A 16343-nucleotide genomic window follows, 5' to 3' on the forward strand; every position below is an offset into this window, starting at 1 on the left:
CTCTCCTCTTAGAAGCCCAAGCTTGATAATAAATCATCAACATCATCTTGTCCTGAGACAACATCATCACGAGATTCTTTATCAATAATTGGCCCTTCAGGGCCTGCAAGTGTATTTTCAGCAGGCGGTTTTTCAATGACTGGTGCTATTGTTTTTGTTTCGCTATCATCTTGGCTACCAAATGCTGTCAACAAGTGGATCAAGCTGTCTTCTACTTCTCTAACAAGCTCTATCACTCGACGGATCACTTGACCTGTTAAATCTTGAAAATCTTGTGCCATCAAGACATTGGTCATGAGTCCTTGCAACTCATCCGTTTTAGTTTGCGAGCTATTCATGAACTTATCTAAGCTGTGGCATAATGTTTTAAACTCACCTAGCTCAATTTCACGATTCATTAAACGATCCCAAGTGGGTTTAATGTCTGAAATATCATCTGCAAGCTGTTGGGCAATTGGTAAACTTGCTTCTACAGCATCCATGGTTTTATTAGCAGCGTTCTCTGTCATTTCCATAACATAGTTTAGACGCTGCTTAGCATCGGGGAGTGCGTCTTTGGTCAAATCAGCTAAACGTGTATCAAGCTCAAAATTTTTCAACGCATCATGAAGCTGACGCGTAAGTTTGCCTACTTCGGCAAATAATTCTGATTGCTCTTTTGACGCCGCATCAATAATTAACTGATCAGCTTTATCTTGTTCACCATTTTCAAGGTAAACCACAAGCTGCCGGGCTTGTTCTAAACTGATCTGAGGCGCAGCTGGTGCTGACATAAGCCTCTCCTATTTATTTAACCTAAACGCTCAAACACTTTTTCCAATTTGGTTTTCAGTGTTGCGGCTGTAAATGGTTTAACGATATAGCCGTTAACACCAGCTTGTGCAGCAGCAACAATTTGTTCTTTTTTAGCTTCTGCTGTTACCATTAAAACAGGGATGTGTTTCAGGCTGTCATCGGCCCTGATAGCGCGCAAGAGGTCAATTCCTTGCATGCCAGGCATGTTCCAATCTGTTACTACAAAATCAAATTCTTGATTCTGCAACATCGGTAAAGCTGTTGAGCCATCATCAGCTTCTTGTACATTTGTAAAACCCAAATCTCTTAACAGATTTTTGATAATACGTCTCATCGTCGAAAAATCATCAACAACAAGAATTTTCATGTTTTTATCCAAAACATCCTCCGGTGAGGTCTGAACCTATATTTACTTACTACTAGTTAATCCAGTCATTGATTTTTGCTTTGAGCTTAATCATCGCCTGACCATGTATCTGACTCACACGCGATTCGCTTACATCGAGTATATGTCCAATCTCTTTTAAATTCATTTCATCATTATAATAAAGCGACAATACTAACCCATCTCGTTCAGGTAAAGATTGTATAGCTGTTAATAATGATTGATTAAAACGTTCATTTTTAACGTTATTAAAGGGCTTGTCTAGTGCTAAATCATGTCCCACTGGTGTGATAACATCTTCATCAATTCCCAAGTCTTCTATACCTAAAACCTTACTTGAATTTACATCACTAAGAATATGATGGTACTCATCTAGCGTAATATCAAGTTTTTCAGCAACTTCACTATCTTTAGGTTCTCGATTCAGGCTGCTTTCTAGCTCACTAATCGCTTCAGCAACTCTGCGGCTATTACGGTGCACTGAGCGAGGAGCCCAATCACCTCGGCGCATTTCATCCAGCATCGCACCACGAATACGAATGCCTGCAAAGGTTTCAAAGCTTGCACCTTTAGTCGCATCAAAGTTTTTTGATGCTTCAATTAACCCTATCATCCCCGATTGAATCAAATCATCGAGTTGCACACTCGCGGGTAAACGAGCGATCAAATGACAAGCCACTTTTTTAACTAAAGAAGCATGTCGCTCAACAATCACATTTAAATTTTGTGTCGATTGATATCCCATCGCTTTATTCACCGATGCCGTCATAGTTAGCCGTTTACTAATTTTTCTATGAAAAATTCTAAATGGCCAGATGGTTGATTAGGTATAGGCCATTTAACTGCTTTTGTCGCTAATGTTTTAAATGCAATTGCCGCTGGAGAATTTGGAAATAAATCAACAATTACTTTTTGACGACGAGTTGCTTTACGCATGTTTTCATCATAAGGGACTGTTGCAACCAATTCCATTGAGACATCCAAAAAGCGATCCGTTACTTTTGAGAGCTTAGCAAATAGTTCGTGGCCTTCACGCATACTGCGCACCATATTAGCAACTATTTTAAACTTATACACACCATGCTCACGACTCAACACTTTGATTAATGCATAAGCGTCGGTTATTGAGGTCGGTTCATCACATACTACTACCATGACATCTTGCGCTGCGCGCGAAAAACTTAATACCATGTCAGAGATACCAGCAGCAGTATCAACAATTAATATATCAAATTCGGTATTCAACTCACTAAAAGCACGAATTAATCCAGCATGTTCTGATGGAGAAAGTTCCACCATACTTTGTGAGCCTGACGTCGCTGGTACTATTTTAATTCCTGCAGGCCCTTCAACTAAAATTTCATCGAGCTCACATTCACCTGATAGTACATGAGATAGATTACGTTCAACCCGAAGCCCTAACATCACATCACAATTTGCTAAACCCAAATCGGCATCCAGAACTAACACTCGGTTTCCGAGCTGACCCAACGCAATCGCAGTGTTAAGTGAGACGTTAGTTTTCCCTACGCCACCTTTACCACCTGTTACAGCGATAACTTTAACGCCGTTATTATTGTTTTGACTCATTTTACGCAGGCCACTTGCTTGATCTAATACTGTGTTAATCATACATCCCTACTGTGCTTGACGCTACTGCTTGGCGTCGTGAATGTTGTGCTTTTGTTCTTTTTAAATACAATTGTTCTGCTTTTTTTACTAATTTCTCTGCATTGGCGACCCGAATGTCCTCTGGAACGCGCTGACCGTTAGTAAGATACCCTATTGGAAGGCGATTTTGAATCGCTATACTAATAATCTCACCTAAACTTAATGATTCGTCTAATTTAGTGAAAATACAGCCACTTAATTGTACCTTCTTAAAATGTCTTACGGTTTCTTGTAAAACATTAATTTGTGCGGTCGCACTGAGCACTAAATAATTGCGAATATCGACACGTTGATTACGCATTAATGTATTTAGCTGCTCAGTTAAACGTAAATCACGTTGGCTCATTCCCGCGGTATCTATTAATACTAGACGCTTATTTCGTAAATGATATAAAACTTCTGCTAATTCATTGGCATCTTTAACTTGTTTTACACCACAACCGATGATCCGGCCATAAGTAGCTAACTGTTCATAAGCGCCAATACGGTAAGTATCAGTGGTAATTAGCGCAACTTTATCTGCACCATATTTTTGTGCGCCAAGGGCTGCAAGTTTTGCCACGGTTGTAGTTTTACCTACCCCAGTAGGACCAACAAGTGCATATACCCCGCCTTGGCGAAGGATTTCGTTATTTGTAGTATGCATTTGGTTTTCAACCATTTGCAATAGTGCTTGCCAGGCTTGCTGACGTGACACATCGTCCGGAATAAAGCAGGCCATTTGCTCTGCAACTTCACTGTCGATACCCATTCCAACTAAACGATCGATCATGCATGCGCGGGTAGGATCGCGACGCGCTAAATCTTGTTGCATCAAACCCGATACCTGATACTCAAGTAATTGACGCATCGCAGCCATTTCATCACGCATAGCGGTGATTTCATCTGTTTTGGCTGCACTTTTTGCTGGCATCGGAGTATCTAAATCATCAAAACCACTTTCTAGATCATCATCAAAACCTAAGCTATGTGCTTGCGTTTGTGGACGCGGCGCAGTATCGCGACGAGCAAAATCACTATGCGCTTGTGGTTCATGGCGAGCTTGCTGTGCTTGATGTTGTTGCTGTGGTTGATACTGAGTAGATGTATCAATCCCTGACTGGCTAAACATAGACGCAAGCTCAGGTGAGCGTGGACGCGGTGATTGGCGCTCTAATAATGCTTGTAAGCTATCAGCTACCGCAGCTTGCGGCTCATGCTGCGCACGTTGTGGCGCAGGTTTAACAAAGTTAGCATTCGTTTGCGGTTGCACCTTAGCAACATGTGGTTGTGCCGGTGCTTTCGGGGCTGCTTTTTCATAATCAACGGCGGCAACAATCTCTACCCCATTGGCTAATTTTTTATTTGACATGATTACAGCATCTACACCGAGTTCATCTTTAACTTCTTTCAGTGCGGTGCGCATATCTTTAGCAAAAAAACGTTTTATTTTCATGGTTCAACCCCTTTAAAATCCGATTATTGGCCTACTGAGCTGACAATCTTGATCTGTCTTTCGTCTGGTACCTCTTGATAAGACATCACTCGCAATCCTGGAATGGTGTACTTAACAAAACGAGATAACACAGTGCGTAACATTCCTGACGTTAGCAATATCGAAGGTTCACCGGCCATTTCTTGGTTTTGATGCGCTTCATTTAATGATTGTTGAAGTCGCTCTGCAAGTCCTGGCTCTATTCCGGCACCTTCGTCGCCTGCATTTTGTAGTGACTGATGCAACATCTGTTCCAACTCAGGCGCCAAGGTTATGACAGGGATTTCTGATGACATTCCAACCGCGTCTTGAACAATTAATCTGCGCAGTGAAATTCGCACTGCTGCGGTTAATACATCAGGATCTTGGCTTCGAGGGCCATACTCAACAAGGGTTTGTACAATTGAACGCATATCGCGAATAGCAACGCCTTCATTTAATAAATTTTGTAATACTTTAACAATTGCTGTTAGTGGTAAAATATCTGGCACTAGCCCTTCAACTAAACGAGGATGACTTTTTGCCAGCATATCTAATAGATTTTGCACTTCCTCGTGGCCGAGTAACAAGGCCGCGCTGTTAGTTAGTAACTGACTAATATGCGTTGCTACCACAGTCGCTGCATCAACCACGGTATAACCGAGTGATTGTGCTTCATCTTTTTGATCTGGTTTGATCCAAATAGCGTCTAGACCAAAGGCAGGATCTTTAGTAGCAATCCCTTTTATTGGACCAAATACTTGGCCAGGATTAATAGCCAACTCATCACCGTGCTTAAGCTCGCCCTCACCACTTGAAACACCCATCATGGTAATTCTGTATGCATTTGGGTCTAACTCTAAGTTATCGCGAATATGCACTGGTGGAATTAAAAAACCAAGTTCTTGAGATAACTTTTTACGTACCCCTTTAATTCGGTTTAATAATTCGCCACCTTGTGATTGATCAACTAATGGAATTAAGCGATAGCCAACTTCGAGGCCAATTACATCAACTTGTTGTACATCATCCCAACCTAGCTCTTTTTGCTCTTGCTTGTTAGCAACACCAGTGCCTGTTGCACCGCCATTGGCAGCTTCTGCTTCCTTAGCAGCCGCTTCTTTGAGCTTACTTTGCTGGGTGTAATACGCTAAATAACCAAGTAAAGCACCAAGGCTTAAAAAGGCAAAATGTGGCATACCCGGGACCAAACCCATCACGATTAAAATACCCGAAGCAATAAATAATGATTTTTCGTTACCGAGTTGTTTCTTAAATTGATCGCCCATATTGAGCGATTCATTTTGACGAGTAACAACAATTGCAGTGCCAATAGATAACAGTAATGATGGTAATTGTGCAACTAGACCATCACCAATGGTCAGTAAGGTATACACTTCCATTGCGTTACCAAAGCTTAAATCATGCTGGATCATACCAACAAACAAGCCGCCAACAATATTGATGATCAGTATCACTATACCAGCAATCGCATCACCTTTTACAAACTTACTCGCACCATCCATAGAGCCATAAAAGTCCGCTTCACGGGTGACTTCTTCACGGCGATCTCGTGCTTGCTCCGCACTAATAAAACCCGCATTCAAGTCGGCATCAATGGCCATTTGTTTGCCTGGCATCGCATCTAAGGTAAAGCGTGCCGATACCTCAGAGATCCTGCCTGCGCCTTTGGTGATTACCACAAAGTTGATGATGATCAAAATCAAAAACACCACTAAACCAACTGCGTAGTTGCCACCAATTACCACTGAACCAAAAGCTTCGATTACTTTACCTGCGGAATCGCCACCGTTATGGCCTTCAAGCAGCACCACCCGGGTACTAGCAACATTTAGTGCCAAACGCATAATAGTTGCAATCAATAGTACTGCGGGAAACATCCCAAATTCAACAGGCTTCATGGTGTAAACTGTCACTAACAACACCACTAATGCTAAAGCTATATTAAACGAGAAAAGAATGTCGAGTAAAAATGGCGGTAACGGTAAAATCACCATGCCCAGCGCAGCGAGCACCAGCAAAGGTGTACCAACACCTTTTAAATACTCTTTTTTATCTTTATTAAGTTGTTGTAATACAGCTTTAAATTCCATAATTCTACAATTTCAAAAAATTGACACTAAACGGAATTTGCAATAACTATTCCAAGTTATTAATTACGAGCTTAAAAGAATACTGATTATTCAAATCAATACTTATAGGCATCTGGAATTGGGAGTGTTTTATTCAATTTTGTAGGGCGTTTACCACGGCCTTTTTGAAAGCGTTTAAGCTGAAATACATAAGCTAAAACTTGTGCGACTGCAGTAAATAGTTGGTCAGGGATTTGTTCTCCTACTTCGGCAGTATGATACAGTGCTCGAGTAAGCATGGGGGACTCTACAATGGGTACCTCGTTACCTATGGCTATTTTTCTAATTTGCATCGCCATCTCATCAACGCCTTTGGCAACTAATATAGGCGCGCCAGCGCGCTCTGTGTCGTACTTTAATGCCACAGAGTAATGAGTAGGGTTGGTAACAACTACATCGGCATCTGGCACATCCTGCATCATGCGTCGCTGCGACATTTGTCTTTGCGTTTGTCTTATACGCGCTTTAATTTGCGGATCACCTTCAGAATTTTTATATTCATCTTTGACTTCTTGTAGAGTCATTTTTAATTCTTTGTGATGTTTATGGCTTTGATATGGCGCATCAATCGCAGCAATAATGGTTAAGGTGCAGGTCAGCCCTAAAAACATCCATGCGAGTATCTCTAAGGCATGAATGATATTGCCCGGCGCACTTTCAATACTCAGATGAAGAATTTCATCAAAGAAGGTGTTGATCAAAAAGATGGCAAAGCCCGCCACGACCACAAACTTTAAAATCGATTTCACCAACTCGACGCCCGCTTGTGGACCTAACATCCGCTTTATACCTTTTGCTGGTGACATTTTACTGGCTTTGGGTGCTGCCGCCTCCCAACTAAAGTTAAAACCACCTAACAAGGTATTACCTATGATACCCGCCAGCACAATAATAAACACGAACATCGCCATCGGAAATACTAGCGCATCGGCCACCGCTCCCCACACAGAAAACATTTTCGTAGTATCGTAGGTTTCATTGCGGTTCAAACTGAGCATGCGACCCATTATATTATACAGTCCCTTGCCAATCTCAGGTCCATACATAAGTAATGAAATCGCTGAAAAAATAAGTACAAACATGGTGCCAAGCTCTTTTGAGCGCGCAACCTGGCCTTTCTTTTTCGCGTCGTCTACTTTTTTCCCCGTGGGTTCTTCGGTTTTTTCTTGACCTGAATCTTCAGCCATCACTCTCTCCTATGGGGAACAACCAACTAAAGTACACATTAACTCAATCATTTTTAGCCATTGAAATTCAAATTGAGTAACAAAGTTACCTAAGGTTGCCCAAATAATGACTAAACCTGCAACCAAGGTAAACGGAAAACCGATTGAAAAAATGTTTAACTGCGGTGCTGCACGGGTCATCACACCAAACGACATATTAATCACCAGCATAGCTGTTAAAGGCGCCAAAGATAACACCAAGGCGGTAGTAAACATCCAGCCGCCCCACGTCACTATGTCCCAATAATGATCAACCGCCCACCAATTACCGTCGATTGGTAGCACCTCAAAGCTATGCACTACCATTTGGATCATCATTAAATGGCCATTAAATACAAAGAATAATAGCGTGGCTAGAATCAAATAAAACTGCCCAACAGCAGGCACACTCATACCATTAGAAGGATCAACAACAGAGGCGAAACCAAGGCCAGTTTGCATTGCTAATATTTGCCCTGCTAACACAAAAGTATTCAACATCAGTACAGAAGCAAAACCTATCGCAACACCGATTAACATTTGTTGAATAACTACCAATATCATCTCAAAAGAGAATAAGTTATTAAATGTCGCAGGCGGAAGTACTGGTACAACTAAAAAAGTAATCATTACCGCTAGACCCATCTTGATCCGCGTAGGCACATTTTTAGCACCCAGCCCCGCCATGATCATAATCATCGAGCTGATCCGTACTAGTGGTAACAAAAAATCACTCAGCCACTGAATAATAACCGAAAATGGGAATTCCATACTAGCCTGCAATTTCAGGAATAATTAACACTATTCGACTAAAAAAATCCATTAACTCTTGCGTTAACCAATGCCCTCCAACAATCAAGGCGCTGATAGTAATTAATAGCCGCGGCAAAAAGCTTAATGTTTGTTCATTGATTGACGTTGCGGCCTGAAATACAGCTACAACTAAACCCACTAATAAACCGGGTACCACAATTGCCGATACTAATTTAATAACTAAAAATAATGCATTACTGAGAATATCGACGAAGATTTCTGGTTCCATGGTGCCCCCCTAGCCTTTGTAGGCAAAGTATTGTATTGCCATATCAAGTGCCTAAGCCAAAACTTTTAGCTAAAGTCCCCATCACTAAACTCCAGCCATCAACAAGTACAAACAACATAATTTTAAACGGCATAGATACAATCATCGGCGAGAGCATCATCATACCCATGGCCATCAAGACTGAAGCCACAACTAAATCGACTATCAAAAATGGAATAAAGAACATAAAACCAATAATAAATGCAGTTTGTAATTCGCTGGTTATAAATGCGGGGATTAATACAATTAATGGCGTTGCTTCAGGAGAATCTAACTTGTCATAACCAGCAATTTTAGCGAAGGTTTCTAAATCTTTTATGCGCACCTGTGAGAGCATGAATTCCTTCATCGGCTCTTTGGCAAGTTCAAGCGCTTGAATCGAGGTCACCTGCTCATTTAAATATGGCTCAATAGCTTGCTGATTCACTTTTTGATAAACCGGCGTCATTATAAAAATACTTAGAAATAGCGACATACCTAACAATATTTGATTTGATGGTGTTTGTTGCAAACCAATTGCTTGGCGTAAAATAGCCAGTACTACGATTATGCGAGTAAATGAGGTCATCATGATCACCGCTGCAGGTATAAAGCTTAGCGCGGTCATAATAGCCAGTACTTGCAAGGTTACAGAGTAATCTTGTGAACCGTCTGGATTAGTCGTAATACTTAACGCTTCAATGCCTTCGGCGTTAACTGTGGGGATAAAAACTAATGCAAAAAGTATAAGCAGCCACTTAGTCATATTATTAATTCTTTTTAATGTGGTTAGTTTGTGGGTTTAAGAGTTTACCAAAACGTTGTGCAAGGGCTGGCAACTCTTTTTCTGTCAATGGAGTCTCTAATTTATGCAGGTAGTTAATACTGTGCGGGGTTACGCCCAGTAAGTGCTGACAATTATCAATTTCGACGACCATTAATCGCTCTCTCGCACTTAACGGTAAACTACGCACCACTTTAAATTCGTCGGTATTTGCTAAATTGGGGTTTAGTTTTTTAACCAAAAATGCCAGTACCACAATCAGTCCTAGCACCATGATTAAAGACATTACCATTGAGAGTAAGTCGCCCATTGGTGTCGCTGCAGGCAGCGCTGAGCTTGCTGCAGTCGATAAAAAAAGCCAACTGCTCATCGCAGCTTCTTGATCCGTTCAACTTGGCTGATCACGTCAGTCAGGCGGATACCAAATTTATCATTAACTACGACCACTTCACCATGCGCTATCAATGTACCATTAACTAATACATCCAATGGCTCACCGGCAACACGATCAAGCTCAACAACTGAACCTTGGTTAAGCTGAAGTAAGTTACGAATATTAATTTTTGAACGCCCGACTTCCATCGAAATAGTCACGGGGATATCTAAAATTGTATCGAGTTTGCGTTTTTCTTCGCCACTCATTTCATGTCTAGCATCACTTAACTCGTCAAGTTCAGTTACTTTGGCACCATCAGAACTATCGGTCCCTTCGGCTTCGGCTAAAGCAGCCGCCCATTCGTCCATTGTATCTTGGTCATCACTCATACTATTAAACCTTTTTATTCTCTTACCAGTCTAAATCTACGCCTTCGGAAAGGTGTAGATCATCTTCTAGTTCTGCTAATTCCGCATCTGAATCAAGCTTTTTGCCACCTTTTGTAAAGACATGCAACTCTGATTTGACTGATTCAGGACGTTTAATTTTTTCACTAATTTGCAGCGCGACATTATCACGAGAGCGACCCATTTTAGCCCTAAAGGTTGGCAGCTCTTCGACAAACACCGTTATGTGCTCTGGCATCTCAACAGGAATAATATCCCCAGCCTTAAGCTCCATAATTTGCGCTAAGGTTAAATCAACTTCAAGCAGTTGTGTTGATATTCCAACTTCAACATCCATAATCTCATCACGTAAGGCTTTGCTCCAACGTAAATCGGTATCTTCAGTATCTGATTGCACACCAGCATCGAGTAATTCACGAATAGGTTCAAGCATTGAATACGGCAATGCGATATGGAAATCCCCGCCACCGCCATCCAGCTCAATATGGAATGAACTGATCACCACCACCTCGGTGGGACTGACGATATTAGCCATTGCCGGATTAACTTCTGAATCAAGATATTCAAAAGACACATCCATTACCGGCGCCCATGCTTCTTTGTAATCTTCAAAGATTATTTTTAATAGCATTTGTACAATACGGCGCTCAGTAGGTGTAAATTCACGACCTTCTATTTTCGCATGATAGCGACCATCGCCGCCAAAGAAGTTATCAACCAGGATGAACACTAACCGTGCTTCCATAGTGATTAACCCAGTACCTTTAAGAGGACGAAAGCGCACCATATTAAGACTGGTAGGAACAAATAAAGTGTGGATATACTCACCAAACTTTATCATTTGTACGCCATTGATAGAAACTTCAGCAGTACGGCGCATCATATTAAATAAGCTAATGCGCATGTGTCGAGCAAATCGTTCGTTCACAATCTCCAGAGTCGGCATGCGACCACGAACAATACGATCTTGTGAAGAAAAATCGTATTGCAACGTATTACCGCTACCATCATCACCGTCCTGTAGATCCTCCTCTTCGACTTCATCGACACCATGCAACAGGGCATCGATTTCATCTTGGGATAATAAATCACTCACGCTGACCCCTTATTGCATTACAAAGCCGGTAAACAACACCCGCTCAATTACTTTACTACCCTCTACATCAGTTAACGCGGCTTGTACTTTATCAAGCGCTGCTACTCGTAGGGTTTCTTTGCCTTCGCTAGTACCAAGCTCATCTGCGGTGGTGGTTGAAAACACACCAAGCAATGTGCCTTCAATAAGTGGAATATGCTTTTTAGCCGTTTCTTCATTCACATCACCGCGCACTAGTAATTGCACTTTTATTTGCACAATGCGATCACGACTGGCACCAGGTACGTTAAAAATAAAAGGTCGAGGCATCGCAACATATAAGGCACTGCCAACCTTTGCACCACTACCACTTACATCTGCAGTTTCAGTTGCTGATGCAACAGATTCATCCGCAAGTGTTTCAGGAGCAGCGTCGGAGCCAGACATCAAGAAAAAGCCAGCTGCACCACCAATTACCAATACCACAGCAATAATAATTATAATCAGCTTTTTTTTACTTTTACTACCGTCTTCAATTTCTAAGTTTGCTTCTTCAGCCATGCTGCTTTCCTTTATGCCTTAATAATAGCGATATTACGAGTGTCACCGCGCACCATCAAGTTATTTATTTTTATAGTCTTATACCTCATATAATAGCAGGTGTTAGGCATAGTAATCTATTGATGATGAAGATTGTTGCCCAGAGCCTCGAATTGGTTGCTGAGTTAATGCACTTTCCTCTTCATTTTGTTGCTGATTTGCCTGTTGACCACGACCATTTTGTTGTCCGTCACCACCAGTATCACTTTGACTATTTCCCTGCTGGATACTGCTTTCACCCAGTTCAATTCCCTGCTGTGCTAACATTTCTCGTAATCTCGGCATTGATTGCTCAAGAGCTTCTTTGGCTTGCTGATTTTGTACCACAAAGTTAATTTGAGCTTGTTCTGCATCGCTACGAATACGAATTTGCATACTACCCATTTCTGGCGGATCAAGACGTATTTCAGCTTCTTTATTATTGATACTTAGTAATGCACTCACTCGTTCTTGTAGTAATTTGGCTGCATCACTTTTCATGATATTCAATGCTTGTAACGCAGTTGGATCAAGATTTATTTGTCTTGTCTGTGATGTAGGGCTCGCTTGCTGGGCATGCATTACTTGCATATCTGCCAAAGCTTGTTGATAGCTTTGCTCACTCCCTTCTACAGCCGAGGCTGTCGTAACCGCAGTGGTTAATCCGGTGAGCTGGCCAAACAATTGATTTACACGTGTCAATGTGTTGTCGCGCACAGGGCTTTGCTCTGCTTTAATATTTTCAGCAAGTTGCTCACTTTTTAGAACATTATCTTGCACTGCCAGTTTCACTTCTTGCTCTTTGCTCGCGGCCTTTATAAGTGCATCTTGTGGCGCAGATACTTTATTTGTATCTGATTTAGCGGTATTGCTATTGGTTGTTGTAGTGCTTACTAAATTATCTGTCATTGACTGAACCGTCAATTGAGCTTTTGACTCAGTCTTTTTTTCAATACTCTCTGGCTGAGCTAATTCTGCAATAGCCGTATTGATCTGAGTTAATAAAGCCCCCTTAGGCTGCTCAGTGCTCACAAAATTTTGTAATTGCTGGCTCAATGCCTGCTTTTGCACAGGACTCAACAGCGAAATATCTTTACTTAGTTGGGTTAGCTCTGCCGTGTTCATTGTCGCAACTGCCGTGGTAGGTTTTGCAACTTCTTTACTATTAAGCTCTACAAATTCAGCCAGCATTTTTTTTAAGTCAGTTACGTTAGCCGGTGATGGATCTTGCTGACGAATGACATCAACTTGATTTTGTAGCTGTTTTTGCTGCTCTGGTGTTAAGCTCGCCAACAATGGGTGTTCATTTTTTTGTACTGTAGTTGGTGAGTTAAGCAATACCTTACTGATTTGCTCTAATACAGCACTGTTACTATGCTTTGCCTGTGTAGCTGCTTTTTCAGCTACATCAGTTTGAGAGCCAATCGTAGTGGTTGATTCCACACCTTTAACTACTGGTTCTGCCTTTGAAGCAACGTCCATTGCTACTGCAGTAGCACTTGTGGTTGCTTGTTTGGCGTTAGCAGTAACGTTAGCTACAGTTGCGTGCGCATCTGCAGTTAACGCTGCACTCTGTTGAGGTTTTTCTTGCTGAGCAATCCTTGTGTCCGAATCTTTAACTAATACTTCACTTTCTTGTGGTTTAACTTGTTGAGCAAGCGTTACGTCCAAACCTTTAGCTAATACTTCACTGTTTTGTGGCTTACCTTTGCTTGTATTTTCAGCAATATTTATTTGAGCTGTTTCATTGCCAACTTCCCCACTCTTTAAGGTAGCTGCAGCTTGTTGGTTTGTTGGCTGCATTGTCATCGCTTTATTTTGCGATATCTCTTTTGCCACTTGAATATCATCAATAATAGGAGTCACAGCATCATCAGGAGGGGTGTTTCCCTTCAGTTGAAGCTGTTTATCAATCGCCTCTGCCAGCACCGTTTTTTCAGTAAGTAGCGTTGGTTTTAGTTGTTTATCGACTAGTTGTGCAATAGGATCATCAGTAGCAGGAGTGTCTGTATCAATAATAGGCGTAACATCATCAATTGGACGAGGTCCAGTGACTTTAATAAGCTTCGGATCTATTTTTTCTTCACTGTATTTACCCAACGTTGAAAGTAATGAGGCATTTGCAACAGTTGGCGTATTATTTACCCGAGTGTCCATATTGTTGGCTGCCGTGATCTGAGCAAGCATTGCATCACCAGACATAGCATCACCTGACATCGTTTTCTCATCACTGCTGTCAGTGGGCGTTTTTTGCGCTTTTTCAGCAGCAACTTCGGCTTCACTTGCAGCTGAAAAAGCGCCAGATGAGTTAACTTTCATGGGTGTTTCTGCAGCATTATTAGCGTTTTGTAACTCACTAAAGAAATCACTATCGGTGCTTTCTTTACCTGTTGCCGCACTGCCTTTGGCACTGTCTTTTTTATTTAACTGAACATCCTGCTCAGTTGAGATAAACACTGAAAGATCACTAATAGCCATAATTCACCTAGATTAAAAGTGGCAATTTGCCGCCGCAGTTTGCCAGAATAAATACTTCATACGTTAAACAAGCAAATAATATGCCTAAGCTAATTTTAAAAATAAATAATGCTGTTTTGGGCGATGACTATAGAGCGCGACGTCTTTGATAAAATTGATTTGCAGAAAATTCATCAAGCATTTTTTGTTCATTTTTTTGTGCGATTACATTCGCTTTAAGCTGCTGTTTTTCTATTAATTTAGCAACCGCTTTAGCCTTAATCTGCTGTTTCAGCCATAAACTTTGTCGTTGTGAAACAACTTGTTTAGCAGTACTGACGGTATTCGCTTGTTGACGAATAGCTTCTTCTATTTTGGCAATAAAAGCATGGTATTGACTAAACCCTGCACTACTTAAACCAGACTTTCCTTTTAAATGTAATTGCTGAGTATACTCCAAACGAAAGTTATTCAAGCCTTGCAATTTTTGTTGATTGCCTTGCAAGTTTTGCTGCGCTTGTAAATAATTTATCCGTAAAGTTTCTTCTTTATCATTTTCTATTTTCAGCAATAGATTGAGCTTATTTGTTGCCATTATGCTTGTCCTAATAATTGCGCAAGCCCTTGTAGGCCATCGTCATAGCTAATCACATCTTTCATGCCTTGTTGTAGAAATGCATTCACTCTTGGCATCATATTAATGGCCTGATCAAGCATTTGGTCGGTGCCTTTTTGATAAGCACCTAAAGTAATCATATCTTTATTTTGCTGGAACATTGAATACACTTGTTTTAACACTCGCGCTTGTTGCATGTGTGCTTCTGAGACAACTTGTGGCATCACCCGTGAAATCGATTTTTCTATATCAATAGCAGGATAATGACCACTGTCAGCGAGCTCTCTGGATAAAACGATATGACCGTCTAAAATGGCTCGCGCCGCATCAGCAATCGGATCTTGCATATCATCCCCTTCACTCAGTACAGTAAAAAACGCTGTGATAGAGCCTTGCCCTTCGCCGCCATTACCAGCACGTTCCACCAGCGCGGGTAGCTTTGCAAATACTGAAGGCGGATAACCTTTAGTCGCCGGTGGTTCACCAACCGCAAGCGCTATTTCGCGCTGAGCCATGGCATAACGCGTTACAGAATCCAGTAGCAATAAAACATTTAAGCCTTGATCGCGAAAGTACTCCGCGATAGTTACCGCACTTTCACAACCTTTTAATCGCATTAATGGCGATGCATCGGCGGGAGCAGCAACTACGACAGAACGCTTACGCCCTTCCACACCGAGTATTTCTTCGATAAATTCTTTTACTTCGCGGCCACGCTCCCCCACTAAACCAACAACTATTACATCAGCTTCTGAGCCTCGGGTCATCATACCCAGTAATACCGACTTACCCACGCCTGAGCCTGCAAATAGCCCCATGCGCTGGCCTTGGCCAACAGTTATCACTGAATTAATAGCGCGTACGCCAACATCCATCGGCTGCGTAATTGGTCGTCGAGATAATGGGTTAATGGAATTTTGTGCAAATTTTAAGTAATGCTCTGCTTTAATAGCTCCAAGCCCATCCAACGGACGCCCTAAGCCATCAACAACACGACCAAGTAAACACATACCAACAGGCAGTCCGGTATCATTTACTTGTGGGATCACTCGCGCTCCAGGTAGTACACCAGAAATATGGTCATTTGGCATCAAGTAAAGCGTCTGATCATTAAAACCAACAATTTCAGCATCAACAAAACCATGCATGGTTTCAATTTTACATTGGCTGCCAACTGGCGCGCGTAATCCTTTCGCCTCTAATGTTAACCCTACAACACGGGTTAAAATTCCCGCAACAGCAGGCGTTGGGCTATGAATATGTTTTTGATACTGTTGTAAACGTTCACTTAATGGGCGTGGTTGAGAACTCATTGCAAACCAAAAAT

The 16343-nt window shown here is 41.6% G+C and carries 17 protein-coding genes; all 17 read right to left on the reverse strand.

Going from position 1 to position 16343, the window contains the following annotated elements:
- Window positions 1-8: 8 nt before the first annotated feature.
- The 17 genes from H5162_RS08935 to fliI all read right to left on the reverse strand — a co-directional run bounded on the left by H5162_RS08935 (window position 9) and on the right by fliI (window position 16329).
- Complete coding sequence (locus H5162_RS08935; protein WP_145239357.1) at window positions 9-773, reverse strand: protein phosphatase CheZ; 765 nt, start codon at window positions 771-773, stop codon at window positions 9-11.
- A 17-nt stretch (window positions 774-790) separates the two neighbouring features.
- Window positions 791-1174: a chemotaxis response regulator CheY gene (gene cheY, locus H5162_RS08940; RefSeq protein WP_016708035.1), complete on the reverse strand. Its 384-nt coding sequence runs from the start codon at window positions 1172-1174 to the stop codon at window positions 791-793.
- A gap of 40 nt (window positions 1175-1214) precedes the next feature.
- Window positions 1215-1925, reverse strand: coding sequence for an RNA polymerase sigma factor FliA (locus H5162_RS08945; protein WP_145239602.1), 711 nt, complete (start codon window positions 1923-1925; stop codon window positions 1215-1217).
- Window positions 1926-1951: 26 nt separating this feature from the next.
- Window positions 1952-2812: a MinD/ParA family protein gene (locus tag H5162_RS08950; RefSeq protein WP_145239360.1), complete on the reverse strand. Its 861-nt coding sequence runs from the start codon at window positions 2810-2812 to the stop codon at window positions 1952-1954.
- Window positions 2805-4286 (reverse strand): flagellar biosynthesis protein FlhF, encoded by a 1482-nt coding sequence (flhF, locus tag H5162_RS08955; RefSeq protein WP_182778310.1) that lies wholly within the window; start codon window positions 4284-4286, stop codon window positions 2805-2807. The genes H5162_RS08950 and flhF overlap by 8 nt, the downstream gene beginning before the upstream one ends.
- A 23-nt stretch (window positions 4287-4309) precedes the next feature.
- A complete protein-coding gene (gene flhA, locus H5162_RS08960) occupies window positions 4310-6418 on the reverse strand; it encodes a flagellar biosynthesis protein FlhA (protein WP_145239366.1) in 2109 nt (702 codons plus the stop codon).
- A gap of 95 nt (window positions 6419-6513) precedes the next feature.
- A complete protein-coding gene (gene flhB, locus H5162_RS08965; protein WP_145239369.1) occupies window positions 6514-7644 on the reverse strand; it encodes a flagellar biosynthesis protein FlhB in 1131 nt (376 codons plus the stop codon).
- Between the two features lie 9 nt (window positions 7645-7653).
- Window positions 7654-8433, reverse strand: coding sequence for a flagellar biosynthetic protein FliR (gene fliR / locus H5162_RS08970; protein ID WP_145239372.1), 780 nt, complete (start codon window positions 8431-8433; stop codon window positions 7654-7656).
- 1 nt (window position 8434) lies between these two features.
- Window positions 8435-8704: a flagellar biosynthesis protein FliQ gene (fliQ, locus tag H5162_RS08975; protein ID WP_145239376.1), complete on the reverse strand. Its 270-nt coding sequence runs from the start codon at window positions 8702-8704 to the stop codon at window positions 8435-8437.
- A 43-nt stretch (window positions 8705-8747) separates the two neighbouring features.
- On the reverse strand, window positions 8748-9488 hold the full coding sequence (gene fliP, locus H5162_RS08980; RefSeq protein WP_145239379.1) for a flagellar type III secretion system pore protein FliP: 741 nt from the start codon (window positions 9486-9488) through the stop codon (window positions 8748-8750).
- 4 nt (window positions 9489-9492) lie between these two features.
- Complete coding sequence (gene fliO, locus H5162_RS08985) at window positions 9493-9876, reverse strand: flagellar biosynthetic protein FliO (RefSeq protein WP_182778312.1); 384 nt, start codon at window positions 9874-9876, stop codon at window positions 9493-9495.
- Entirely contained in the window at window positions 9873-10271 is a 399-nt protein-coding gene (gene fliN / locus H5162_RS08990) for a flagellar motor switch protein FliN (protein ID WP_145239385.1), read from the reverse strand. Before fliN ends, fliO begins: the two co-directional genes overlap by 4 nt.
- 22 nt (window positions 10272-10293) lie before the next feature.
- Entirely contained in the window at window positions 10294-11385 is a 1092-nt protein-coding gene (gene fliM, locus H5162_RS08995) for a flagellar motor switch protein FliM (protein ID WP_145239389.1), read from the reverse strand.
- Between the two features lie 9 nt (window positions 11386-11394).
- Window positions 11395-11925, reverse strand: a complete 531-nt coding sequence (gene fliL / locus H5162_RS09000; protein WP_145239392.1) for a flagellar basal body-associated protein FliL — start codon at window positions 11923-11925, stop codon at window positions 11395-11397.
- Window positions 11926-12027: 102 nt separating this feature from the next.
- Entirely contained in the window at window positions 12028-14421 is a 2394-nt protein-coding gene (locus H5162_RS09005; RefSeq protein ID WP_182778314.1) for a flagellar hook-length control protein FliK, read from the reverse strand.
- A gap of 127 nt (window positions 14422-14548) precedes the next feature.
- Window positions 14549-14995 (reverse strand): flagellar export protein FliJ, encoded by a 447-nt coding sequence (fliJ, locus tag H5162_RS09010; protein WP_145239397.1) that lies wholly within the window; start codon window positions 14993-14995, stop codon window positions 14549-14551.
- On the reverse strand, window positions 14995-16329 hold the full coding sequence (gene fliI, locus H5162_RS09015) for a flagellar protein export ATPase FliI (protein ID WP_145239400.1): 1335 nt from the start codon (window positions 16327-16329) through the stop codon (window positions 14995-14997). The genes fliJ and fliI overlap by 1 nt, the downstream gene beginning before the upstream one ends.
- Window positions 16330-16343 lie beyond the last annotated feature (14 nt).

Origin of the sequence: Pseudoalteromonas sp. SR41-8, assembly GCF_014163915.1 — a bacterium.
GTDB classification, from domain to species: Bacteria; Pseudomonadota; Gammaproteobacteria; order Enterobacterales; family Alteromonadaceae; genus Pseudoalteromonas; species Pseudoalteromonas rhizosphaerae.

Coding starts and splice junctions, on each gene's coding strand:
- H5162_RS08950 (WP_145239360.1), bottom strand. CDS start 2,812: ATGATTAACACAGTATTAGATCAAGCAAGTGGCCTGCGTAAAATGAGT.
- flhF (WP_182778310.1), bottom strand. CDS start 4,286: ATGAAAATAAAACGTTTTTTTGCTAAAGATATGCGCACCGCACTGAAA.
- fliR (WP_145239372.1), bottom strand. CDS start 8,433: ATGGAATTCCCATTTTCGGTTATTATTCAGTGGCTGAGTGATTTTTTG.
- fliQ (WP_145239376.1), bottom strand. CDS start 8,704: ATGGAACCAGAAATCTTCGTCGATATTCTCAGTAATGCATTATTTTTA.
- fliO (WP_182778312.1), bottom strand. CDS start 9,876: ATGAGCAGTTGGCTTTTTTTATCGACTGCAGCAAGCTCAGCGCTGCCT.
- fliN (WP_145239385.1), bottom strand. CDS start 10,271: ATGAGTGATGACCAAGATACAATGGACGAATGGGCGGCTGCTTTAGCC.
- H5162_RS08945 (WP_145239602.1), bottom strand. CDS start 1,925: ATGGGATATCAATCGACACAAAATTTAAATGTGATTGTTGAGCGACAT.
- fliP (WP_145239379.1), bottom strand. CDS start 9,488: ATGACTAAGTGGCTGCTTATACTTTTTGCATTAGTTTTTATCCCCACA.
- H5162_RS08935 (WP_145239357.1), bottom strand. CDS start 773: ATGTCAGCACCAGCTGCGCCTCAGATCAGTTTAGAACAAGCCCGGCAG.
- fliL (WP_145239392.1), bottom strand. CDS start 11,925: ATGGCTGAAGAAGCAAACTTAGAAATTGAAGACGGTAGTAAAAGTAAA.
- flhB (WP_145239369.1), bottom strand. CDS start 7,644: ATGGCTGAAGATTCAGGTCAAGAAAAAACCGAAGAACCCACGGGGAAA.
- H5162_RS09005 (WP_182778314.1), bottom strand. CDS start 14,421: ATGGCTATTAGTGATCTTTCAGTGTTTATCTCAACTGAGCAGGATGTT.
- fliI (WP_145239400.1), bottom strand. CDS start 16,329: ATGAGTTCTCAACCACGCCCATTAAGTGAACGTTTACAACAGTATCAA.
- fliJ (WP_145239397.1), bottom strand. CDS start 14,995: ATGGCAACAAATAAGCTCAATCTATTGCTGAAAATAGAAAATGATAAA.
- flhA (WP_145239366.1), bottom strand. CDS start 6,418: ATGGAATTTAAAGCTGTATTACAACAACTTAATAAAGATAAAAAAGAG.